16 protein-coding genes and 1 other RNA gene are annotated in these 20,586 nt (G+C 42.0%); 6 read left to right on the top strand and 11 right to left on the bottom strand.

All coding sequences use genetic code 11. The features are described 5' to 3' along the window. Positions 1–180: 180 nt before the first annotated feature. Positions 181–1,395, bottom strand: a complete 1,215-nt coding sequence (locus tag AAEY78_RS08685) for a phosphoglycerate kinase (protein WP_352338956.1) — start codon at positions 1,393–1,395, stop codon at positions 181–183. Between the two features lie 349 nt (positions 1,396–1,744). Between AAEY78_RS08685 and AAEY78_RS08680 the strand changes: the two genes are divergently transcribed. After that, positions 1,745–2,074 (top strand): TraR/DksA family transcriptional regulator, encoded by a 330-nt coding sequence (locus AAEY78_RS08680; protein WP_352338955.1) that lies wholly within the window; start codon positions 1,745–1,747, stop codon positions 2,072–2,074. A 93-nt stretch (positions 2,075–2,167) separates the two neighbouring features. On the opposite strand, the gene AAEY78_RS08675 is transcribed toward AAEY78_RS08680, so the two are convergent. Further along, a complete protein-coding gene (locus AAEY78_RS08675; RefSeq protein WP_352338954.1) occupies positions 2,168–2,824 on the bottom strand; it encodes a thiamine phosphate synthase in 657 nt (218 codons plus the stop codon). A gap of 148 nt (positions 2,825–2,972) precedes the next feature. Continuing rightward, positions 2,973–4,034 carry a serine hydrolase gene (locus AAEY78_RS08670; RefSeq protein WP_352338953.1) on the bottom strand — a complete coding sequence of 354 codons (1,062 nt, stop codon included), beginning with the start codon at positions 4,032–4,034 and terminating at the stop codon, positions 2,973–2,975. Between the two features lie 485 nt (positions 4,035–4,519). Here AAEY78_RS08670 and AAEY78_RS08665 point away from each other — a divergent pair, with 485 nt between their 5' ends. From AAEY78_RS08665 to AAEY78_RS08655, 3 genes are all read left to right on the top strand, one after another. Further along, a complete protein-coding gene (locus tag AAEY78_RS08665; protein ID WP_352338952.1) occupies positions 4,520–5,155 on the top strand; it encodes a response regulator in 636 nt (211 codons plus the stop codon). A 17-nt stretch (positions 5,156–5,172) separates the two neighbouring features. After that, a complete protein-coding gene (locus AAEY78_RS08660; protein ID WP_352338951.1) occupies positions 5,173–6,975 on the top strand; it encodes a sensor histidine kinase in 1,803 nt (600 codons plus the stop codon). A 72-nt stretch (positions 6,976–7,047) separates the two neighbouring features. Beyond that, positions 7,048–8,730, top strand: coding sequence for a sigma-54-dependent transcriptional regulator (locus tag AAEY78_RS08655; protein WP_352338950.1), 1,683 nt, complete (start codon positions 7,048–7,050; stop codon positions 8,728–8,730). A gap of 148 nt (positions 8,731–8,878) precedes the next feature. On the opposite strand, the gene AAEY78_RS08650 is transcribed toward AAEY78_RS08655, so the two are convergent. Further along, the gene (locus AAEY78_RS08650) at positions 8,879–10,570 is read right to left on the bottom strand and encodes a S41 family peptidase (RefSeq protein ID WP_352338949.1); all 1,692 of its coding nucleotides are present in this window, start codon (positions 10,568–10,570) and stop codon (positions 8,879–8,881) included. A 220-nt stretch (positions 10,571–10,790) separates the two neighbouring features. Further along, a complete protein-coding gene (gene gpmI / locus AAEY78_RS08645) occupies positions 10,791–12,431 on the bottom strand; it encodes a 2,3-bisphosphoglycerate-independent phosphoglycerate mutase (RefSeq protein WP_352338948.1) in 1,641 nt (546 codons plus the stop codon). Between the two features lie 283 nt (positions 12,432–12,714). Here gpmI and ssrS point away from each other — a divergent pair. After that, a non-coding RNA gene (ssrS, locus tag AAEY78_RS08640) (6S RNA) lies at positions 12,715–12,910 on the top strand. A gap of 265 nt (positions 12,911–13,175) precedes the next feature. Here ssrS and AAEY78_RS08635 read toward each other — a convergent pair. After that, on the bottom strand, positions 13,176–13,805 hold the full coding sequence (locus AAEY78_RS08635; RefSeq protein ID WP_352338947.1) for an FxsA family protein: 630 nt from the start codon (positions 13,803–13,805) through the stop codon (positions 13,176–13,178). A 129-nt stretch (positions 13,806–13,934) separates the two neighbouring features. Here AAEY78_RS08635 and ruvC point away from each other — a divergent pair, with 129 nt between their 5' ends. Beyond that, positions 13,935–14,519, top strand: a complete 585-nt coding sequence (gene ruvC, locus AAEY78_RS08630) for a crossover junction endodeoxyribonuclease RuvC (RefSeq protein ID WP_352338946.1) — start codon at positions 13,935–13,937, stop codon at positions 14,517–14,519. Positions 14,520–14,638: 119 nt separating this feature from the next. Here the strand turns inward: ruvC and AAEY78_RS08625 are convergent, their stop codons facing one another. The 5 genes from AAEY78_RS08625 to AAEY78_RS08605 form a co-directional block, all read right to left on the bottom strand. Continuing rightward, positions 14,639–15,529, bottom strand: coding sequence for an META domain-containing protein (locus AAEY78_RS08625; protein WP_352338945.1), 891 nt, complete (start codon positions 15,527–15,529; stop codon positions 14,639–14,641). A gap of 436 nt (positions 15,530–15,965) precedes the next feature. Continuing rightward, entirely contained in the window at positions 15,966–16,625 is a 660-nt protein-coding gene (locus AAEY78_RS08620; protein ID WP_352338944.1) for a glutathione S-transferase family protein, read from the bottom strand. Between the two features lie 276 nt (positions 16,626–16,901). Further along, positions 16,902–17,540: a peroxiredoxin gene (locus tag AAEY78_RS08615; RefSeq protein WP_352338943.1), complete on the bottom strand. Its 639-nt coding sequence runs from the start codon at positions 17,538–17,540 to the stop codon at positions 16,902–16,904. Between the two features lie 392 nt (positions 17,541–17,932). Further along, positions 17,933–18,679 carry a phospholipase D family protein gene (locus tag AAEY78_RS08610; RefSeq protein ID WP_352338942.1) on the bottom strand — a complete coding sequence of 249 codons (747 nt, stop codon included), beginning with the start codon at positions 18,677–18,679 and terminating at the stop codon, positions 17,933–17,935. Positions 18,680–18,846: 167 nt separating this feature from the next. Continuing rightward, entirely contained in the window at positions 18,847–20,586 is a 1,740-nt protein-coding gene (locus AAEY78_RS08605; RefSeq protein WP_352338941.1) for a glutamine--tRNA ligase/YqeY domain fusion protein, read from the bottom strand.

Below are 20,586 nucleotides of genomic sequence, written 5' to 3'. Positions count from 1 at the left end.
CGATAATCGTTGTCAACCTCAGGCACCATAATATGACCAACAAGAATAATAGATTAGGATAGTTGACCTACTAACTTATTCTGCTATATCGCTTTTTTGGCACCAACAAGATTTTGACAGCCTGTTAGACTACCTGAATTGATAGGCAATTGTTGTACATATCATGTTACTAAGACGACATTAAGCAGATACTTGCAGCGCTGCTACCGCCGGCAAGGTTTTACCTTCAACAAACTCCAAGAACGCGCCACCACCTGTTGACATATAGCTAACACCCTCGGCAACTTGATACTTATCAATAGCGGCAAGCGTATCACCACCGCCAGCTATCGAGAATCCAGTGCTTTGCTGTACCGCTTTGGCTAAAATTTCAGTTCCTGCACCAAAAGCATCGACTTCAAACACGCCGACTGGACCATTCCATAAAATAGTTTTGGCATTAATAATAGCTTCAGCTAGCTTCTCTGCACTTTGCGGGGCGATATCCAATATCATATCATTATCGCCAATATCACTAACGGCTTTTACCGTTGCCGTGGCAGCTTGTAAAGAACCGATAAAATCAGCAAAATCAATTTCGTTTTTATCAGCAACGACCACGTATTCCGGTAGTAAAATTTCGGTTTTTTGCATGATATCACGCGCGGTTTCTACCAAATCCACCTCATACAATGACGCGCCAACAGCATGACCTTTTGCTGCCAAGAACGTATTAGCAATACCGCCACCAACGATAATTTGGCTACATAATTCTGCCAAGCTATGTAACACTTCAAGTTTGGTCGACACTTTTGAGCCGCCAACAATGGCTAGCATTGGTTGCGCTGGCGTGTTTAGCCCTTGCGTTAAGGCATCAAGTTCTGCTGACAATAGCGGTCCTGCGCATACGGTTTTACCCGCAGCGCGCATTGCTTGTGTGACCCCTTCCGTGGATGCCTGTGCCCGATGCGCAGTACCGAACGCATCCATCACAAACACATCACACAGATCAGCATACGCTTGCGCTAGACTTGGCGAGTTTTTCTTTTCACCGTCATTAAAACGCACGTTTTCTAGCAAGACCACTTCGCCCGCTTTCACATTCACGCCTGCAGTTAGATAATCACGATTTAAACTCACTGGCTGCTTAATTTGCGTGCCTAATTTATCAGTCAAATAATCAGCAACTGGTGCAAGCGAATAGACGTCTTCTGGCTTACCTTCGGTTGGACGACCTAAATGTGAGCAAACAATCACGGCAGCACCCTTTTCTAATGCCAGCTTTATCGTTGGTAAACTGGCTTGTAAACGTGCGTCGCTGGTCACTTTGCCATCTTTAATAGGCACGTTTAAATCTTCACGAATCAATACCACTTTTTCAGCTAAATCCAACTCACTCATACGCAAAAAATTCATTCTGTACTCCTGATTTTAATTAATTATTAAAAAGTGTGGCTTAACAATTATTCGATTTATAGGCACTACTTGATAGTAAAGAGGCTATTAATTGCTGTGCCTATTTACTTTAATATTGATTTTTACTAATGATTTCTGCTAATAAATTTAGGTAAAGGGTCTAGCAAATTTAGGACGTGAGTGTAGCATAAGGTGAACTTTTCTAAACAGGTCTATCCGATAAAATTTAGCCATTCATCGATAACGGGTTTTTATTGGCTGACGGCTTGATAACATTTCGTGGTGGCGCGTGGTCTGTATAGCTCTTATGATAGGTAAGCAAACAACAATAATCTATGGAGAGAACATTATGGGCATTAACTTGGATACCGCTAAAACAAAGTTATTGGCGCTAAAAGAAGAATATGAAACCCGTATTGATAAAATAGAAGACCATATTCAACATCCACAGGATGACTTAAATGAGCACTGGGACGATCAAGCGATTTCCTACAGCCAAAATGACATGCGTAAAAACTTGCTGGTAGAAGCAAAGCAGAGCTTAATCCATGTTAGAAATGCGCTAAGCCGTATTGAGAATGGCACTTATAGTGACTGTGAAATCTGTGGCAAAGAGATTGCCGAACAAAGACTAGAAGCGCTGCCTTACGCTACCTTATGTATGGAGCATGCTAAATAAACTTGCTGTTAAGCTAAGTTGATACTTTAATCAGCTATTAATTTATTAAACTGATTCATTGAACCAACCACTTAATAAGCCTATTTTTTAAAACTAAGCAGGCGTATGCCATGACTGTAGCGCCTGCTGCCATTGCTGACAGCGTGCAGCTATTTTATCCACTGGCAAATCCATAATGTCGCCTACCACCGCAATATAGATCAGTGGTAGCCCCGCTAAATTGGTAACGTTTCCAGCAGTTAAGCCACCAATGATGCAAATATCAATATCTTGCTGGCAGCCATCAATCAATTGCTGACGCGTGATAGTAGCTGCATTTGGCTTAGTATTCGATGCAAAAACTGCACCCATCGCTGCATAATTTGCGCCATCATCTTTGGCTTGTTTGACTAGATTGGCATCGCCATGACAAGTACGACCGATAATTTGATTAGGCGCTAGTATTTTCTTTGCTGCGCTGATATCACCGTCGCCTTGTCCAAGATGCACGCCGACGCCAAGCTTAGTCGCTAACTCTATATCATCATTAATAACCACTTTAACCTGATATTTTTTGGCTAACGCAACGATTTGCACCGCTTCATCATATAACTTAGCTTGCCCTTGTGGCTCCGCTAGTAATTTTTTGCGCCGAACTTGTAATAAGGCAATAGCCCCTGTTGCTAAGGCAATGTCCAGCTTAGCATACAGCAGCTCAAACGCATCATCGTTGGTGAGTAAATAGAGTCTTGGAATCAATGGCTGAGTCATATTAATCCTTATGCTTTTATATATCCAAATATACACCCAAAAAAAGAGCCGTTATATAATATAACCGCTCTTTTTATATGTATAGCTTTATGCTTATAGCCTTCTCATTGTTATTAAAAATTATAAAAATGAGAATAAAAAGCTACCGTTATACAGTACGGCGACTGGATAAACTATTTAAGATATTTTTAGCGTCGCCCCAGCGCGTATCTGAGCTATTAGCGCCTAAAATCACAATAATAGCAGGTCGATTATTGACCTTAGTTTCCATGACTACGCAACGACCGGCTTCATTAATAAAACCTGTCTTAGAGATACCTATTGGATAGTCTCCTGAACGTACCAACATGCTGGTATTACTGGCTTTATAAGTGCGATTGCCACTGCTATAGTTAGCAACAAAGAAATCATAGCCTTTAGTGGTTGAAAAACGACGAATCACATCATAATTACCAGCAGCGCGAACCATTTTTACCAAGTCATTCGATGACGCCACATTACGCGCATCAAGTCCAGTTGGATCACCAAAAAATGCGGTGGTCATTCCAAGCGAGCGCGCTTTATTATTCATGGCGCGCATAAAGGCGCTATAACCACCTGGATAATTACGTGCTAAGGCTTTTGCGGCAGGGTTTTCAGATTTCATCAATGCCATAAGTAAGATTTCAGCGCGATTCATGCGATCGCCTACTTTTAGACGCGTACTGGCACGTTTGGGACCCACGAAATCTTCTGCATCAAGGGTAATCTCTTCACGCATATCAAGATTGGCATCTAGTACGACCATTGCTGTCATGATTTTCGTGATACTTGCCATCGGGCTTGCGGTATTGGCATTTTTCTCATAGATCGTTTCGCCGGTTTCCACATCAATCACCGCCACACTACGTGAGCTGGTACTGATTGGAATCATGTCGCTACTGCCAAAGCTGCCACGATATGTCGTATTATACGTATTACGTCTGGCGCTGGTATCAGCATTGGTTAGGCTTGTTGTACCATAACCATTATCAACTTTCTTAATCGCTGAACCTTGTGACTTTGACATGACATTACGAGCTTCAGACAGACTATTAACCCCACCCCAGCTCACACGCGCAACAGATTCAGTATTACCATTAATAGTTAATGCAGCTTGTGCCGCGCTACCTAAACTTAACGAGATGACGGCAGCAACTAACTGCTGTTTGGTTAATGGTAGATGTTTCATTCTTCCTCCGGCTATTGTTATCACAATAGTGTGATACAGGTTGACGTGAGTAACTTACGTAGCGATTGTGGATGCGTTTGTAGGCACTCGTATAGAGTTCTTGTACTTTTAGTGTATCATGGATTGCATTCGAGGGTAATCCAATGACGCTATGACCTTGAAATTAATCAGCTAAATTGAGTATTTGCTACATTTGCTTTGCTTTTAAGTAATGTTTGATTACATATAAGTAATATTGTGCGGTATTGGCAACGTTACCTTGCAGTTCATATCAGTGTCATAATAACGACTAATACAGCACCTTATTTATGATTTTAAAATCCAAGTATTCTAATAGTCTGTTATTTAATAGCACTATTCATTGACTATAATGATATAAATAAACGACCTTATAAAGCGCACGCCTGAGATGCACTGTTGCCCAAATCAAATAATCGCTAAAATGAAACAACTGTTAAAACAAAACAATCGCTAAGAGTGTAACTATGATTCGAGTATTGGTAGTAGATGATCATGATTTAGTGCGGATGGGCATCAGTCGCATGTTGTCTGATAGCCCTGATATTGAAGTGATAGGCGAAGCAGATAGCGGTGATATGGCAATCAAGCTTGCCAAACAACTGAATCCTGATGTGGTGCTGTTAGATGTTAATATGCCGAACATTGGCGGGCTTGAAGCCACCAAACGCCTGATTCAGTTAGATATGAATATCAAAATTTTAGCGGTCAGTAGTATGGTGACTCAGCCTTACCCTTCGATGTTATTAAAAGCTGGGGTTAATGGCTATATTACTAAGGGCACACCATTAAATGAGATGATTCGAGCAATCAAAAAATTGTATCAAGGCGGACGCTATTTTAGCCATGATGTGGCTGAGCAGTTGGCTGAGGTTTTATTGTCCGATAACGCCTCATCACCGTTTGACTTACTGAGCGATCGCGAAAAACAAGTGGCGATGATGGTGGTGAACTGTCAAAGCCCGCAACAAATTGCTGACCAGTTATTTGTGAGTGTCAAAACCATCAACACCTACCGCTACCGTATTTATGAAAAGGTCGGTGTAGATAGCGATGTAAAATTAACCCATATGGCAATTCGTCATGGTCTCATTCATCCTTAGAAGGATGTAATCCCACTATGAGAAACCCTGCCTCTTTTATCACTATGATTACCGACTACTTGCAGCAAGGCGATGTGTTGCCTGCGCCGCAGTTACGCCGATTAGGACTACTGTATAGTAGCTACCGTCTGGTTATCAGCATTTTTTTTGTGGTGATGAGCTATATCACTACCCATGATGATGGCAGTTTACTATTACCCAGTTTATTATCACAAACGGCGCTTAGTATTTACGTGTTAGTCAGTTTTGGGCTATTTAATTTATTTTATGTGATAAATAAGCTTCCGTCTGAACAATTGGCGCTTGGTCTTACTCTTGATATCATTATGCTCAGCCTGTTGCTCTACACCAATGGCGCGCCAGATTTGCAACTGACCTTGCTGTATATGGTGGTGGTTGCTGCCAGCTTTATGCTACTGCAAGCCTCGCAAGCCATTATAATTACTTTATTAGCCGTTATTTTTGTGATTTATCAGCAGTTTTTTTATGCTATTACCAATAGTATGAGCCTAGCAGATTTGGTCGATGCGCTGCTTATCTCTTTTAGTTTTTTAGCCGTCGGTTTTTTAAGTTGGTCAATCTCTCAGCGCCTCATTCACGTTGAAAAAATGGCCATTCAGCAGGCACAAGAGGTCAATAGGCTCAGTCATATCAATCAGGAAGTCATTAGCCAGATGCATAGTGGGGTGATGGTTATTGATAAAGGCGATATTGTGTTGGCCAATACGGCAACCTATCAGCTACTTGGGCTCAAAAATATGGGTACAGATACTAGCGCGGCATCAGAAATATCACCGCTTACCGCTAAAAATAGGCGATATCGTGATTGGTTACGCCCTACTTTTTATCGAAAAAAATCTCGTCCTATTCAGACAAACAAAGCGATGATAAGCGTGCAACAACAAATACAAGCCTTACATCTGCCCTTACTTGAGAGTTGTTCATCTGTGGCAGCAGGGCTGTCACGCAATTTTATTTATGATTTACCAGTAGAGATTACTACTGCTTTGATCCATAAGCTGCGCGTGCAAATTATTCCGCTCAAAGACAATAGCCAGCTGGTGCTATTAGAAGACTTGCAGCGTGAGCAAGCGAGTGCTCAGCAATTAAAGCTGGCATCATTAGGGCAGTTAACTGCCAGTATTGCTCATGAAATTCGTAATCCACTGGCAGCTATTTCACAGGCAAGCCAGCTGTTGATGGAAGATAGTATGCTCGAGGTGGCAAATACCTCAGTGGCAATGTCGCTTGATCATCACGATATGGCAGGCAATCATGAGCTATATAAAATCATCTTTGCCCAGACCAAGCGGGTTAATCGTATTATTGAAGATGTGTTAAAGCTATCACGCCAGCAGTCGCCCAACCAGCAGCCTATCGCTATCGTATCTTGGATGCGCCAGTTTTTGGTGAACTACTTTTCAGATGAGGTGACACTTCAAGCCTACTCTCATCCGATTATCGAGTTTGATACGCATCAGTTAGAACAAATACTAATCAATATTATTAATAATGGATTGCGCTATGGTCAGCGCGTTGACCCTGAAGCAGGGGTCGAGGTTGAAATTTATAATAAACAGAACAATGTTATTATCGATATTTTAGATCATGGTCGCGGCGTTGATGCCGCCCATTTAAAGCAATTGTTCAATCCCTTTTTTACGACTGATAAAGCGGGGACTGGGCTTGGTTTGTATTTGTCGCAAGCATTTAGTGAAGCCAATCATGCCCATTTGCGCTATGCCCCCGAGCATAAAAAAAGCTGCTTTCGCTTGATTATTCCGGCGTTGTCATTAGCAAGCGATAATATCGGTGATTGATTGCAGTTATTATCGCTTATAATATTATAATACTTAACCATTTGTACGTATTGAACACATTTGAGGTGATATATGACTGCAACAGCGCTGATAGTCGATGATGAAGCGGACTTATGTCGTCTGATGCAAATTACTCTGACAAAAATAGGCATCAAAAGTGATGTGGCCTATAGCTTAGCGCAAGCGCAGGCTTACTGGAAGGCCAATAGTTACGACTTTTGCTTAACGGATTTAAATTTGCCGGATGGTTCGGGACTTGATTTGGTCAAACAGGTTAGCAGCAGCTCAAGCACCCCTATTGCCGTTATTACCGCGCATGGTAGTATGGATTTGGCGATTGAGGCGCTAAAGCTTGGGGCATTTGATTTTGTCAATAAACCGCTTGAATTACCGCGCTTACGCCAACTGGTTGAAAGCGCATTAAAGGTGATTCGTCAAGATAACGATACCAAAGTGGCAAGCACGCGTACGCCTGAGCAGCAACTATTAGACAGCCGCCTTATCGGTCACTCGGCGGTGATGCAAACTCTAAAAGGCACCATTTTAAAATTAGCACGCTCGCAAGCGCCTGTATTTTTATCAGGTGCATCCGGTACAGGTAAAGAAGTCGTAGCGCGGCTCATTCATGATTTAAGCGCCCGCCGAGATGGCTGTTTTGTACCAGTCAACTGTGGGGCAATTCCCTCTGAGCTGATGGAATCTGAGTTTTTTGGGCACAAAAAAGGTAGCTTTACAGGGGCAGTAGCGGACAAACAAGGACTGTTTCAGCAAGCCAGTGGCGGTACGCTATTTTTAGATGAGGTGGCAGACCTACCGCTTGCCATGCAGGTCAAGTTGCTACGTGCCATTCAAGAGAAAACCGTTCGTGCAATTGGCGATACCCGTGAGATTCCAGTTGATATCCGGATTCTCTCAGCCACGCATAAAGACTTGAATCAGTTGGTACAAAGTGGCGCGTTTCGGCAAGATTTATATTACCGCATTAATGTCATTGAGCTAACATTACCAACGCTGATGGCACGCTACGAAGACATTCCAGTATTGGCGCAGCATTTCTTAGCATTGATTGCTGAGGAGTGGCAATTAGAGCATCCAGCAGAATTATCACCTGCCGCTTATCAACGCTTACAGCAACATAATTTTGCAGGTAACGTGCGCGAGCTGCGTAATATTCTTGAGCGTGCCATCACTTTATCAGATTCATCTGTCATTGAAGCTCTACATTTGGGTTTACCTGAAGTGGTGGCTGTTGACAATGTGCCTGATGATATAGAAATGACAGCGGAAAAGCTGGTCTCTATAACGCCAGCCAGTCAGACGCAGGTAAATTCCAAAACGCATTCGCCGCAATCCAAAAGCGTACCGAATACGGCAACCCAGCCCGCTCACCCTTATACTCAACATAACCCAGCTCAAGTAACGTCAAATATTTATTCCACTCATGGTTCATCTTACATGACCACTATTAAAAACGTTACCCCGCAGCACTTTGAGCCGACCTTGGTAGCAGCCGAGCCTGATAATAAAGAAGATAAAGGCATTGTCCATGCAGAGAGCTCATCTGCGTTGCCCACTGATAGCAACGATTTACCTAAGATAGGATTGGAGGCTTATTTGCAAGCGCAAGAAGAACGCCTGATTATTAAAGCACTTAAGCAAACCAATGGTAACAAAACGCAAGCAGCTGAGCTGTTGGGTACGACTTTTCGCTCTTTACGCTACCGGATGAAAAAGCTGGAAATCGATGAGAATTAGGCATTTAATACTGCTAGTTACTTAATGAATTTAGCCGCTAGGCAACAAGCAAATGACTTGAAACTAACTTGCTCAATATGCCAATAATGTCACATTTATGTACAATACTAGATGCTAGCTTTGTGTGTTTTTCTTAGCTTAGCTGATGTTATTTATTTACCGTATCTGATTTATTCATTGTATCTGCCGTTTTAGAGCCACTACTTTTAGTCGTACCTTGTACAAAACGAATACCAGAAGAGCTGATTTGCTTGCGTAATAATGCTAACGCTTGTTGCTCCCACTCTCCCTCATTACCTGATAAGCGCACATCTGGCTGTACACCGATTTTTTCTATTTGCATACCGGTTGCCGTTAAATAATGCGCTACGGTCAATTTTACTGCTTGCTCATTATTTAACGGTATCACTGACTGTACCGAACCCTTGCCATAACTAACTTCACCTACAATAGTAGCGCGCTTTTGCGTTTGCAAGCTGCTTGCCAGCACTTCGGCTGCTGATGCTGAATAACGATTTTGTAGGATCATGACTGGTAGTGGCTTGAGCACAGCATTGCCACGCGTGGTTAAAGTGCGGATTTCAGGCTGGCGATTTCTAACCTGCACAACCTTAGTATCCTCCATAAATAAGCTGGCAACTTGTACCGCTGAGGTCAATACACCGCCCGGATTGTCGCGTAAATCAAGCAAGATGGCAGAGACTGGCGCATTTAATTCTGTTAAACTTTTTAGAATCTGCTCACGACTGTTATTTTGAAAAGCGGGCAGTTTGACAATAGCAATACCGTCTACAAGACGCGTTTCGATCGCTTGAGCATGCATATTATTACGCTGTAGTGTGCTGCTGTGTTTGCGGCGACCGGCCTTTGAGGTAACCACATCAACTTGTGTACCTGCTATGCCAGTGAGCAGCTGCTGAACATCATTGCTCAGTTTATTCTCATCTAATTTAAACGCATCTATTTGATGCAAATAATCGCCAACGGCAATGCCTTTGTTGTCTGCTGAAGAGTTGTTTTTAACAGTCGTTACTACCCAATAACCAAGCTTTGCATCATAAGTAGCTTGCAGTCCAACGTCGCCCACATCGCCTTCTGTAAAGGCTCGCAGATTATCGTAAGCAGCGGCATCTAAGAATTCTGCATGACTGTCCAAATTGGTCAACATACCACTCATCGCATTATTAAATAACACTTCGTCATTGACGGGCACGACATATTCACGTCGTATTAAATCTACTACTGACACGAAGGTCTGCAAGGTTTCAGGTGAAATGGCATTCAATGATACATGGGCGACGCTGGCGGGAATATCAGTATTCATGAGCTGCGGCGTGGTAGGTTGTATCATGTTACTGTCGCTACTAATCGCTGTAGTGTCTTGTACAGCATCAATCCAGTCATCGGATTGTACCCCAACCGCTGCGCTATCTGTTAAATCAATATTGTCGACTGGGCTGACCTGTTCGTTTTTTAAGGCGCTTAGATGCAAACCTGCAGTCGGATTCTGAGCGACTTGATTAGAGCGAGGTTTTATGGGTATTGCTATTGCATTCACTGGTTTTTTTTGAATAGGCTTACTTTGCACAGGCTTCGCGGGCTGGCTTTTGCTCGATGCCGCTTTATTTGGTGTAGTGCTCTTGTTTTTTGCCGTGCTAACAGTAGAAGACTTTACATAAGGCGGCTTCATAGACGTGGCGGCTAGTGCCGAGTGCGAGTATATGTTGAGCATTCCGAACAAACCAAACAATGCTATTTTTATTAACGGTCGCTGGCGCACAACGATAACAGGCGTTGATAATTTGAATGGGCACGACTTGGGATGAGCAAATAAGCGCATAAAAAGACTCATATAAAATAAAAAGACAGGTCAAATAGAATGATAGCAGTAATGAGTACGAGTATAGCAATAAATACATGGCGCATGAAAAAGGGAAGGATAATAGTTACCCTCCCCTTCATAAATCGCAAACAGCTCTTAAGCCGCAGTAGCCTTAAGTCAAAATAATATTAAAGGTCAAACGTCTTATGTATAGAGAATATAATCGCCATACTGGTAACTATACTGGAAGCAGTAGACTCTCGCCAGTCATCTCAGCCGGTATCTCAAGATTCATCAAGGTCAGAATCGTGGGGGCGATATCGCTCAACCTGCCACCCTTACGCACTTGAACTTTTTGCTCGCCAATATAAATCAGCGGTACATGTTCGGTCGTATGCTGAGTATGCACTTGACCACTCTCATAATCTTGCATCTGCTCACAGTTACCATGATCGGCGGTAATTAAAATATCGCCACCAGCAGCACGCACCGCTGACTCTATGCGACCTACGCACACATCTAATGCTTCCACAGCTTTGACCGTTGCATCAAACACGCCAGTATGCCCGACCATATCGCCATTGGCATAATTCACGATTAATACATCGTATTCACCAGATTCAATCGCAGCGACTAGCTTATCGGTGACTTCAGGAGCGCTCATCTCCGGCTGCAAATCATACGTTGCCACATCAGGAGACGGCACTAAAATACGTGTTTCACCCTCGTATTCTGCTTCACGACCACCACTAAAGAAAAACGTGACGTGCGCATATTTTTCCGTCTCGGCAATACGCAGCTGAGTTTTACCATTATCTTGTAAATACTCGCCCAAGGTATTGGTCAGAGACGTTGGGTAATACGCAATGCTGGTTTTCGCAGCGTCTGCTAAAACATCTGAGTATTTGGTCAACATCACAAAAGCAGCAAGCTTAGGGCGCTTATGGCGAGAAAATCCTGAGAACTCATGGTCAGGTAATACAAAGGCCTGTGCCAACTCACGCGCACGGTCAGAGCGGAAGTTCATAAAAATGAGAGCATCGTCATCATCAACAGTAAAGGGTAGCTCTTCGCGACCGATAACAATGGTTGGATTGATAAATTCATCCGTCTCACGGGCTTTATACGCCGCTTGAATAGCCCCATCCGCACGAGTAGCTAAGCGATCTGCCTTGCCTTCGGTCAATAGCTCATACGCTTTTTGTACCCGATCCCAACGATTGTCACGATCCATCGCATAATAACGGCCAATAATACTAGCAATGCGCACTCGACCTTCATAATGGGCATTAAGCTTCTCGATGTAATCACGCAAGCGATTGATATATTTATCCGCAGACTTAGGCGGCGTATCACGACCATCTAAAAAGCAATGAACAAAGACATTCTTCGCCCCTTGAACCAATGCTGAGTGACACATCCCTTCAATATGATCTTGATGCGAATGCACCCCACCATCAGACAAAAGCCCCATAATATGTACGTTGCCGCCACGCTCATTGGCGGCTTGAACCGCGCCAACTAATGCCTCGTTTTTATAAAACTCACGATTGGCAAGCTCACTTGAGATACGGGTTGAATCTTGATAGAGTACTCGACCCGCGCCAAGATTCATATGCCCAACTTCTGAATTACCAAACTGTCCATCTGGCAGACCCACATCTTCACCAGACGCGGATATCAGACCATGCGGATACTGCTGGTAAATTTTGTCTAGATTGGGCATATTAGCGGCAGCAATGGCATTATCCTTCACGTCTTCACGATGACCAAAACCATCCAATATCATTAACACGTGTGGCACTTTTTTATTGGGCTTATTATTATGCTGAGTCAGATTGTCGTCAATAGATTCTGATTGTTGCTGCGTACTGGTCATAGATTACCGCTCCTCAAGTGAATGAACGCCTATCGTGCATTATTGAAATAAAATTGAATTAAATAAAATTGATGGGTATCAAGCGCCCTATCTTAACACAAATCTCAAAATAGCCGAAAACTCGACATTATTAAAGTTTAATAACCGTTATGATTGAACCCAATTTGCTACGCGCCTATAAGGTGTCATAAAGATATGACGTTGCTAAGTCAATCAAATATTAATGTGAGGTATCAATCTGTAAAACAGACTTGCAATCAGTTATTTCATTCGTTAAGATAGATTTATTCTGGAGTATTGGCTAGTAGATGTTTATTCCCTGAGCCGATAATGTTATACCTGGATGCGCTACCTATTGCTTCATTGCGTATGCCTGCATCGCTTGCGATGTCTCAGGAAACCTACCGAGGCAATGACGTATCCGCCCTGAACTTCACGGTTCATGGGTCACCATCTTACGGCGGTACTCCGGTTGTTTATTCAGTCTTTATCATTTATTGTCGCGCCAAAGCGTGATGAGAATGAACGGACTAGTTAGTAAAAGTACACGTTATAAAATAGCCCCTTTGGTATTTACCACTGGGGCTTTTTTATAATGCTAATAACCAACTACAATATAAATTATTGTAAGGTTACTATACTATCCGTAGCTACCCGTAATAAAATTTCAGTGCTGACTCCCTTATAGTAATAATGATTATAAAGGAGTCAGCAAATGCAATCAGCTTAATTTAATATCACAATCTACTCATCATTGGCAGATTTGGTGATTTTCTTAACATCTTTTGGAATATCTTTAGCCGTACCATCAACGGTTGTATGCTGCTTAAATACATCACCAAACGGGTTTTGTTGCTGCTGACCAAACGGGTTTTGTCCGCCCATACCACCTGCGCCACCAAATGGGTTTTGACCACCCATGCCGCCCATACCACCAAACGGATTCTGACCACCCATTTGTCCGCCCATCTGCTTTGCCATCATTTCCATCATTTTTTGCTGATTGTTCATGACGTATTTATTTGCCATGTCTTTTAGTTTCTTTTGCACAGGCGGCAATACTACTAATAGTGCAAGCAAATCACTGATAACACCAGGAATCAGTAACAATAGACCAGCCACTGCCATAGCGACACTTTTGAGCATAGTAGATTCTTGTGGGCGCATGGCAGGATTCATCATACCGCCTGCTTTCATTTGCTGTGCCATTGGATTTAATGCAACCATGCCTTTGCGAATAAGCGAGATACCAATCACAGCAGCAATGATAAACCAGCCGAATACCAGCCAGCCACTAACGAACTGTGCCAATAAATACCATAAAAGCATCTCAATAATAAACCAAACAATAGCAATACCGACTATCTGACCCATAAGGTGTCGTCCTGTAAAATGATAAAATAAAAGCGCTGCATAAATTAAAAGGGTTAACTTATGATGTATATGGGGATGGCTTGCTATACTATCAAACTTGTAAGCATTTTTTAAGTGGTATGGAACTCTATGGCAATTATTATCGGGATTGATCCCGGCTCACGCATGACTGGTTATGGCATTATTCAACAAACGGGCGATAAGCTGACGTATATCGACGCCGGTACGATTCGTACGGATACCAAAGAGATGCCAGAACGGCTCAAGCGTATTTTCAATGGTTTAACCCGTATCACTCAGCATCATTTAAAGTATAGCGATGAGCCAATTTATACGGCAATAGAGCAAGTATTTATGGCAGAAAACCCTGATTCTGCGTTAAAGCTTGGGCAAGCGCGTGGGGCGGCAATTGCCGCAATGGTGGCGTTAGATTTGGAAGTATCAGAATATACCGCGCGTCAAATTAAACAGGCGGTTTGTGGTTATGGTGCTGCTGCTAAAGAGCAAGTGCAAGAGATGGTATGCCGTATCTTGACGCTTGATGTGGTGCCGCAGCAAGATGCCGCTGATGGGCTTGCCTGCGCCATTTGTCACGCACATTCTAGTCATTCAATGAGCAAGCTATTACTCAATAGTGGCATGAGTGGACGCGGCGCGACGAAGAAAAAAGGACGTTGGCGCTTAACGGAAGAAGACTTAAACAATCGCCGTTAATATCTAGTTTTGGAGCTTTAAAAAAACACGTACCCAAACAAATGAGTGCGTGCTTTTTTATACTAGATAATTTAATTTAGACAACAATTAAACTTAAATCATCATTGTTACGAAAGTTATTATTTTACCTTGGTACTTTCAATCACTGCATCAAAGACATAAGCGTGTTGTGCTGTCGCTGAATTGTCAGTAGCATCTAATGCGTAACGCTGCAGACGCAGTACTTCATTATGTTTGTTATCATGCTTATAACCTTCGATAGTGCCAGCAAACTCCACCAGTTTACCTTCACTAACTTTAACGCCCTGCTCATCATAGGTAACCGGTTTTATTTGCAGACATTGTTGGTTGCTATCACCGACGCAAGGTTTAGTATTCGCATCTACCGACCAAAACAAAGTCTCGCCTTTAGTATTATATTTCGCCTGCGACGTCATTCTACCCGTCCAAACTAGCGTTTCAGCATCATCAGTCACTTGGGTTAATGTTGGCGTGTCACCACTGGCGATACTGAGTTGGCTATCGCCTTCCATAATATCATTTAACTTATCTTCAGCGTCATCCAATTCTTGGCAAGACATTTTGGTGCTCATGCTGTCCTCAGTCGTCAAGCTAAAACCTTGTAACTGGTAATTTGCACTCATGGTATTACAGCCAACGCTGTAGCTTACCGTATGTTGCCCTTGATTTGCGTTAAAGCTTAATATGACCTGATCTTTGATAGTCATCAATTCAGGTAAGGGCTGACCATCATCATCGCGGGCACTGGTCAATGTCCAACGATAGCTAGCAAGATTATCAAGCAGTTGCTGTTCAGGAGTGATAGATGCATCTACAGCCGTTGTATCTGCTAGATTGGTATCCGCAATCGGTTCATTCGCGTTGTTGTTTGTCTCCACATTATCAATAGCAGCGGCATCAACAGGCGTGTCAGATTTTTGGCAAGCGGTCAAGCTCAAGCCCACTGCCAATAAAGTCGGCAGCATTATAAGTTGCAAAGGTGAGGTCATAGTCGGTGTACCTATAGCGTTACAAGGCGGTGTTAAAAAAATTACTATATATTAATAATATGTATCTTAATAAATAATTAAGATAAAATAGTCCTTAAGAAAAAGGGATATTTCGATTCTTTATGTATCAGATAAGATTATTAACCTACTATAGACTTGATACAACAAAATTCTGTAACGAAGTGTTTGGTTTTATAGCCAAAATTTTTACCGTATGTCTATACTATTGACTTTTTCGCATATTAAGATTGCCAATTGCTGCTCTATGCAAATTCCTATTGGATAAATCATTCCTGATGAACCATAAAAAAATGGATATCCAAGTTGGACATCCATTAGGTAGTTTCCGATAATAGTGCGCATTATTTAAAAAATAATAATTAGATATATAATAATAATGCGTCTTTAATCTATTAATCTGTCAATTTATCAGCGGCTATTCATTATCAGCAATTTTGGCTTTTGCCATGTGTTGAATGCTAAAACGCTCATGCATGCGCTGATAAAACTGGGCAAGATTGTCACCGTGTTTGGTCGGATTCACTTTAAGTGCTTTACCAAAGTCTAATCCAATGTACAGCACAATATCAGCAAAGCTCAACTGATCGCCCACTAAATAGTCATGTCCCTCAAGCGCCTTTTCAAAATACGGCAAGGCTTTTATAGCGCGTGCCACTGACTTTTTAGCAAACTCAGGTACTTGATCGACACGTTCAGCTTTAGAAGGATTACTGTGCTGAAATGCCAACATAAAGTTATACAGTACTTCAAACTCAGCAATTCGGCGCATGGCACAAACCTGAGCACGCTGCACGACATCATTACCCATCACCGAGCGTTCACCATATACGCGGTCAAGATACTCACAAATAGCCTGTGAGTCATTGAGCACTGTCCCATCATCGAGTTGCATCACTGGCAAGGTTTGCATAGGATTTAGCTTAGCAAATGCCTCAGTCATATGCTCTTTATTAGCAATATCAATGTCGACCACATCAAGGTCATCCATATCATCAATATCTATACCCTTTGAAGCCAGCAGAATCAGGGCTTTACGTGGGTTGGGTGCGGTACGCGATAAGTATAATTGTTTCATGGCAAAATCCTTGTAAGAAACATGAAGCAGCGACAATGCGCCGGTAGTTTTTATTTTAAGAACCACTAAATGTCGATCTAATGGTAGTGATCAATACCTAATTTTTATTGGTTAAATATAAGATTAAGATAATGAGCGACTATAATCATCATAGCAAAAGCTTGTCAACACTTGTCAAAAACCTGCTATAAAAATGCAAAAGCCCCACAACGTTACGTTATGAGGCTGTTATCGTTTAAGACATCTTTTCTGTAACCAGTAATTTAAGCCAGTCACTTATCTATTTGGCGCCGGCGTAGTACGTAAATACGGTTTAATTTCGGTATGACCTTTAGGATATTTGGCAGCGATATCTTCATTCTTTACGCTAGTTGGAATGATAACGTCATCACCATCTTTCCAATCTACTGGGGTGGCAACGTTATATTCATCCGATAATTGCAGCGCATCAATGACGCGGATGATTTCATCAAAGTTACGACCACAGCTGGCAGGATAGGTCAAAATTAGGCGTACTTTTTTGTTCGGATCAATGATATAGACACTTCTAACCGTTGCAGTAGTGCTGGCATTCGGATGCAACATGTCATAAAGATTCGCCACTTCTTTATTAGGGTCAGCAATGATTGGGAAATTTAAGTCAGTGCCTTGCGTTTCACCGATATCTTTTGCCCATGCATGGTGGTCGTCTAACCCATCTACTGAGATACAAATTGGCTTCACATTGCGCTTTTGAAACTCGCCATTCAACGCTGCTGCACGCCCAAGCTCAGTCGTACATACTGGGGTAAAATCTGCTGGATGTGAGAAAAAAACCACCCAGTTATCGCCTGCCCAATCATAAAAATTAATATCGCCATCAGTCGTGCTGGCGTCAAAATTCGGTGCGCTATCGCCTAAACGTAAATGTGCCATTCTTTTGTCCTTATTTTTTAGTTATTAAAAATTTAGCCGTTATTAAACAGTTATTAATTGGTGATTAAAGGGTTATCAAGTATCAGGGTAATTAGCGCCAACTTCAATCAGCATCAGTGCTAGATATTATTATTTTCCAAATATTTTTTATATAAATCATTTATAGCCAATATTTCTAAATCAGTACTTCTGGATCAGAAATTTTAAATCAGTGTTAGCCTATCAAAAAAGCCATTTCATCTTAACAAACTGGTTATGAATGTCTTGTGACAGATTGTAATGCGGTTATTCCATTTTGAGTTAAGCGAATTACCCTTTTCCTAAAGCCTCTATTTGTCTTACGTCAAGCTTTATCACTATATATAATCACAATGAATAAATTACCTTTTGGTCTAAATAACCATGCCTGTATCCCACAAGCAAAAATCACCAAATTTACCGCGTTTACTTACGCCACCTGCTGCACTGCCCGCATCGGTCAATACAAGCTCGCCTTCTTTTTCTTCGAGATAGCCTGCTGCGACCAATTTATTTTTTAACTCTTGGGTTTTAAAGCCAAGTTCTTGTGCCAATTTAGAAGTGGTTAATTTTGAATAAGTAGGCTTATCAGCTGCTACTGCTACTTTAGCTTCAGAAGATGTGACAACATTGACCGTTTTATCAGCAGCATTATTGGCATTATCATCTGTGGTTATTTTTTCTAGTGACATCCGTACTTCATCACTAATACGAATAATACGCTGCGCTTCATCGTAAGTGTCAGCGTATAGTTTTGCGTCCTCATTACGATTAATCAGTACGCCCATTTCATTATTATTGACTTGGCTAAACTCATATAGATTAAGACTGGTAATGATGCATTCATTTTCATTGAGATAGCATTTTGCATGCAAGTTTTTGCAAAAACTGGTACGAATAAAAGTTAGATTTTTAAGCCAATTGATTTCTTCCGGTTGTAAATCATTTTTACCATAAACAATACGAATGTCAATTTTCAGGCGATTCCTATCTTCTAATAGTTCTTTAATACGGTCGTTTAGCTTAAGATAAGGGCTAATAATAATCAGCCTATCAGAGGCATTTTTAATCAATTCTTCTAAATGATAAGTCGTGCCACTGCTGTTTAAAAACTTTGCCATTGAAATACCCTCAACCTTTACTATTCTTAGTGATGACTACTGTCAAAAAATTTATTATTTATTATAAAAAAACCCATCTCTAGCGTACTAGAAATGGGCTTTTTTGCAAACTACTATTGCCAATTTTGACGAGTGCTAATTTTGGCGAGTTAAGCCGATGTCATCAATTATGCAGGTTTATAGCTGTCACGTAAGCTGACGATTTGATTAAATACTGGCTGCTCTTGGCTATGCTGTTGCTCATCTGAGATGAAATAACCTTCACGCTCAAACTGAAAACGCGTGCCAGCAGGCGCATTGACCAATGACGGTTCAACAACTGCCGCAAGTTCAGTAAGTGAATTTGGATTAAGCGCTTCGTGAACATCGCTAACACTACTTGGGTCTTCAACGCTAAACAACTGCTCATAAAGACGTACGGTGGCAGGAATTCCTTGGCTTGCCGATACCCAATGAATCACGCCTTTGACCTTGCGACCTTCGGGATTTTGACCTAAAGTGGTTGGGTCAATGGTGGCTTTAAGCTCAATCACTTTGCCAGCATCATCTAGCACATGCTCGGTGACCGATAAGACGTAGGTATTACGCAGACGAATTTCATTTTTCTCTGGTGATAAACGCTTATAACCGGCTGGCGGCTCAATCTCGTAATCGCCTTGGTCAATATATAAGTCTTTAGTGAACGGAATCTCACGCTCGCCCATATCGACATTAGGATGGTTTGGCTGTGTGAGCCATAAAGTTTGTAGCTCGTCATTCCAGCGTGCATTAACGCCTTCTGCCTTTAAGGAGTCCCAGTCTTTTACCGCCTCATCAAAGTTGGTAATAGTTACTTTTAACGGCTTTAACACTGCCATACCGCGCGCGGTGGTATCATCAAGTGATTGACGGATACTAAATTCTAAAAGACGCATATCAATAACGCCATCGGCTTTGGTCACGCCCACGCGGTCACAGAAGTCACGTAAGCCTTCAGGGGTATAGCCACGGCGACGCATGCCAGCAATCGTTGGCATACGTGGGTCATCCCAGCCGCTGACGATATTTTCATCAACCAACTGCTTGAGTTTACGCTTACTGGTCAACGTATGGTCAACGTTGAGGCGCGAAAATTCATACTGATGTGGCGGTTGCTCAAAGCCAATCTTATTCACAATCCAATCATAAAACGGACGATGGTCTTCAAACTCTAACGTACAGATAGAATGGGTAATGCCTTCATGCGCATCCGATAACGGATGGGCAAAATCGTACATTGGGTAAATGCACCATTTATCGCCGGTTTGATGATGCGCTTGATGCATCACGCGATAAATAATCGGGTCACGCATATTCATATTGGCATCAGACATATCAATCTTGGCGCGCAATACCGCTTTACCATCGGCAAATTTGCCGTTTTTCATATCGTCAAACAGTTGCAAATTATCAGCAACACTGGCGTCACGTTGCGGTGAAGGTTTACCCACTTCGGTAAACGAGCCACGATTGTCTTTGATTTGTTCAGGCGTTTGCAAATCCACGTACGCATCGCCTTGTTCAATAAGCTGTACTGCCCACGCATAAAGCTGGTCAAAGTAACTTGACGCATACAGCGCCTCGCCTGCCCATTCAAAACCCAACCAACGCACATCTTTTTTAATGTTATCGATATAATCTTGTTTTTCTGCGGTTGGATTGGTGTCGTCATAACGCAGATTACAAATACCATCAAATTCTTTAGCGATACCAAAGTTTAGACAAATCGACTTTACGTGTCCCAAATGCAGATAGCCATTCGGCTCAGGTGGAAAACGGGTTACGATTTGCTTATATTTTTGCGCCTTTACATCCTCACGAATGATATTACGAATAAAGTCGTTTTTTTGTTCCACTTTTTGTTCAATGTTGTTTGAGTGCTCACTCAT

It is taken from the genome of Psychrobacter sp. 16-MNA-CIBAN-0192 (assembly GCF_040309565.1).
GTDB lineage: Bacteria > Pseudomonadota > Gammaproteobacteria > Pseudomonadales > Moraxellaceae > Psychrobacter.
This window is presented reverse-complemented; position numbering and strand designations above follow the sequence as displayed.

Excerpts from the sequence above, each read along its gene's own strand:
- AAEY78_RS08685 (WP_352338956.1), bottom strand. The coding sequence starts at position 1,395 with ATGAATTTTTTGCGTATGAGTGAGTTGGATTTAGCTGAAAAAGTGGTA.
- AAEY78_RS08680 (WP_352338955.1), top strand. The coding sequence starts at position 1,745 with ATGGGCATTAACTTGGATACCGCTAAAACAAAGTTATTGGCGCTAAAA.
- AAEY78_RS08675 (WP_352338954.1), bottom strand. The coding sequence starts at position 2,824 with ATGACTCAGCCATTGATTCCAAGACTCTATTTACTCACCAACGATGAT.
- AAEY78_RS08670 (WP_352338953.1), bottom strand. The coding sequence starts at position 4,034 with ATGAAACATCTACCATTAACCAAACAGCAGTTAGTTGCTGCCGTCATC.
- AAEY78_RS08665 (WP_352338952.1), top strand. The coding sequence starts at position 4,520 with ATGATTCGAGTATTGGTAGTAGATGATCATGATTTAGTGCGGATGGGC.
- AAEY78_RS08660 (WP_352338951.1), top strand. The coding sequence starts at position 5,173 with ATGAGAAACCCTGCCTCTTTTATCACTATGATTACCGACTACTTGCAG.
- AAEY78_RS08655 (WP_352338950.1), top strand. The coding sequence starts at position 7,048 with ATGACTGCAACAGCGCTGATAGTCGATGATGAAGCGGACTTATGTCGT.
- AAEY78_RS08650 (WP_352338949.1), bottom strand. The coding sequence starts at position 10,570 with ATGCGCTTATTTGCTCATCCCAAGTCGTGCCCATTCAAATTATCAACG.
- gpmI (WP_352338948.1), bottom strand. The coding sequence starts at position 12,431 with ATGACCAGTACGCAGCAACAATCAGAATCTATTGACGACAATCTGACT.
- AAEY78_RS08635 (WP_352338947.1), bottom strand. The coding sequence starts at position 13,805 with ATGGGTCAGATAGTCGGTATTGCTATTGTTTGGTTTATTATTGAGATG.
- ruvC (WP_352338946.1), top strand. The coding sequence starts at position 13,935 with ATGGCAATTATTATCGGGATTGATCCCGGCTCACGCATGACTGGTTAT.
- AAEY78_RS08625 (WP_352338945.1), bottom strand. The coding sequence starts at position 15,529 with ATGACCTCACCTTTGCAACTTATAATGCTGCCGACTTTATTGGCAGTG.
- AAEY78_RS08620 (WP_352338944.1), bottom strand. The coding sequence starts at position 16,625 with ATGAAACAATTATACTTATCGCGTACCGCACCCAACCCACGTAAAGCC.
- AAEY78_RS08615 (WP_352338943.1), bottom strand. The coding sequence starts at position 17,540 with ATGGCACATTTACGTTTAGGCGATAGCGCACCGAATTTTGACGCCAGC.
- AAEY78_RS08610 (WP_352338942.1), bottom strand. The coding sequence starts at position 18,679 with ATGGCAAAGTTTTTAAACAGCAGTGGCACGACTTATCATTTAGAAGAA.
- AAEY78_RS08605 (WP_352338941.1), bottom strand. The coding sequence starts at position 20,586 with ATGAGTGAGCACTCAAACAACATTGAACAAAAAGTGGAACAAAAAAAC.